We start from the raw sequence: 3,107 nt of genomic DNA, 5'->3' as shown, positions 1-3,107 counted from the left end.
CGTCAGCCGTACGGACGCCGAACGGCGGCGCACCGCCGCCCTGATCACCGCCGACGACCTCCCCGACGACCCGCCGCGGCCGGCGCCCGACACCGTCCTGACCACGGACGACCTGACCGCCGCCGGGATCACCCTGGCCGAGGGCCCGGCACTCCAGGCCGCCCTCAACGGCTTCGTGCGGGCCGGCGAGAGCGGGCTCGGCCCCGTCGACCAGGTCCGGCTGCTGATGAACCGGCCCGGGCCCTGGACCGGCGCGCTCGACGGCATCGCGGCCCGCGCCGCCCGCCGTACCTGGCGCTCGGCCCACGACGACTTCGCGCTCGCGCTGTCCGGTGCCTCCGGGCTCCCGGCCGGTACGGACCCGGCCGAAGCCTGGCGGCGGGCGACCTCGCTGGTGCTGCCGCTGGAGCTGCACCCCGTACTCTCCGACTCCCGTCACGCGCGCGGCGACTTCCGCGACGCCGTGCGACAGGTGGCCGAACACCTCGCCGTGCACGGTACGCACGCCGTCTCCGGGACGGACCTGGCGAGCCGGGTACGGCGTGAGCTGGGTCTGCCTCCGCGGCTGCCCGGCGGTGCGCCCGAGGCGCCGGCGGTGACGGTCGGGTTCGGCCCGGGGTCGGCCTCGGTGAGCCAGGACGACGGCCGGGAGCTGAAGGCGTTGGCGGGCCGGGTGGCGGCCGCCGGTGTGCTGAACCTACGGGCCGGGGTGCCGGCGCCCGAGGTGGTGCTGACGGGGTTCGGCCGCAGTGGCCGTTCCGCACGGGACCGGGTGGAGGCGGTCGCCGCGTCGGTCCTGGACGATCTGACCCAGGCGCTGGTGGAACTCGGCGCCGGGGACCTGGCGGACCTGTTCGAGATCACCGTGCGCGTGGGCACGGGTGGTGCGGGCCGGGTGACGGCCGAGGTGGTCACGCCCCCGCAGTCGGCGGCCGTCGCCGAGCTGGAGCGGTTGCGTCTCCTGGACGGGCCGGGCGGCGCCGTCGACGTGGACACCCTGGCGCGACGCGTCCTGCACGTGCCCGGGGACGCCGAGGTCTCCGCGGATCTCCGGGCCGAGCTGTTCACGCTGGTGGAGAACGCGATGGCCGCCGGATGGTCGTCGAGCACGGCGTCGTTGGGCGCCTATCACCTGGCGGCCCGGGGCGCGTTGAACCACGAGCACCACATCGTGGCGGGGGACGGCTCGTACCAGGGACTGAACCTCACCGGGCGGCCGGTCGGCGCGGTGGACACGTCGCGGGTGTGGCAGCGGCGCAACGGCCAGTTCCAGGGACCGCTGGAACCGATGTGGGACGCGGACGCGGGTGCCTACGTGGTGGTGGCCGAGGGCGGCCACGACCACGTTCTGCTGCCCTGGGGCCAGGACCGGACGAGGGTCCCCTGGCAGGAGTTCGTGGAGCTGGTGGCCCGTGACCCCGGGGTGGCCCGGCTCCCGGCCGGTGTGCCGGTCGTCCTGGTGCTGAACCACGGGGGCGACCAGGGTCTGGCCATGCCCCGGACCCTGGCGTTCCGGGCAGGCCGGGACGGCGTCTGGGCGCACAGCGGCCAGGTGGGCCTGGTCCTCGATCCGGTGTCCGGCACGCACCGGATCGTCGTCGAGAACCAGCGGTCGCAGGGGCTTCCGCTGGGCGGCTGGTTCGGCAGTGACGCGAACGACCTGGGGCCGGACGGAGTGCCGGACGAGGGCTTCGTCACCACGCTGGACGGCACGGTCGTCCCGGACCATGCGGTCAAGACGCGGACGATCGGCGACGAGGGCCGCTCGTTCGGCCGCGTCACGATGTCCGACCCCGACCTCGTGACGAACGAGCCGGTGTTCGAGGTCCTGGGGGAGATCTCCGCGTTCTCCCAGTTCGATCCGGTGACGGAACGGGCGCTCGGCGACCCCGTCCCGCTTCTTGAGGCGGGGCGGCCGGTCTACCACTTCTCCCAGCACGGCATGCCGCTGCGGGGGGTGATGGAGGTGACGGACGGCCGTCCGCCGGTGCAGGTGGGGGGAACGGAGACGGGCCGGTTCCTGGGCCGCCGGCCGAGCATGAGGAAGCTCGGCCCCCGCGCCGTGATCGACCTGGGTGCGTGCTGGGCCGACGCGGTGGCGGAGGACCTGCCGTACGTGACGGACGCGGCGACGCCTCCGTACGTGTTCGACGTCCTGGGAACGACCTCCTACGCCCAGGGCGTGGCGAACGGCAGCGGTGCCGGCGTCCTGGCGGTGGACCGGGTGCACGTGCTGATGCGGGGCGAGTCCCCGAAGGCGGGCGTGCTGACGAGCCCCTCGGGCGAGGCGGGGGAGCGCCGCCTGCTGCTTCCCGAGCCGGACACGGCCCAGCTCACGGACCTGGCGCGGTGGGCGGGGCTGCACCCCGATCCGGGCCCGGCCCCGCAGGACGTACAGGACACCACGGCCCGGCTGGTGCGAGCCCTGCGCCGGACCTTCGGTGCCGAGGTCCACGCGGACCCGGAGTTCCGCACCCTGCTGCAGGGCCTCGGCGCGCTGGAGAACATGCGCCGGGCGGACCCGCACCTGCGGGTGGCGGGCCCGTTCACCCTGCACCACCTGCACCTGGTCGTGCACGCGCGTCACGGGCGCACCAGCAACGACGCGCCGTCCCCGGACGAGGTCCGCCGCGTGCTGTCCGACGCGGCCCGGAGGGCGGACGGGGCCGGCGGACGGCAGCTGACGCTCCACGACTACACGCCGATGCCGTCGATGGACTGGGCGCTGAAGCAGCTGGCCGGCCGGGACCTGGCGGCGACGGCCATCGACGTGCTGAGGCTTCCGCCGGAACGCGCCGTGACCCGGGTGGACGTGAGCCGGCTGGTGTGGGGCACGGTCAAGGGCGCCGAGGCGGTGCGGGCCGTGTCCGACCCGGTGGCGGCGGCGAGGAAGGTGCTGCACGTTCCCGCCGGGGCCGACCTGTCGCCGGACGAGGCCCGTGAGCGGCTGCTGTGGCTGATGGCGGGCGCGGCGGTGTCCGGGTTCGACCCGTCGGACCCGTCGGATCTCGCGGCGTGGGACCTGGTACGCCAGGGGGCCCTCGACGACACCACCCGCCTGACGACCGGCGGTGTGCCCTCGGGCCGCAACTGGACCCGCCGGCAGG

General features: G+C 75.3%; 1 protein-coding gene. It reads left to right on the top strand.

Annotated elements, in window-relative coordinates:
• The coding region (locus IH13_RS0126455; protein WP_031088483.1) for a lonely Cys domain-containing protein at positions 1–3,107 on the top strand (3,107 nt) is incomplete at both ends.

This window comes from Streptomyces sp. NRRL WC-3549 (assembly GCF_000721935.1).
Classification (GTDB): domain Bacteria; phylum Actinomycetota; class Actinomycetes; order Streptomycetales; family Streptomycetaceae; genus Streptomyces.
This window is presented reverse-complemented; position numbering and strand designations above follow the sequence as displayed.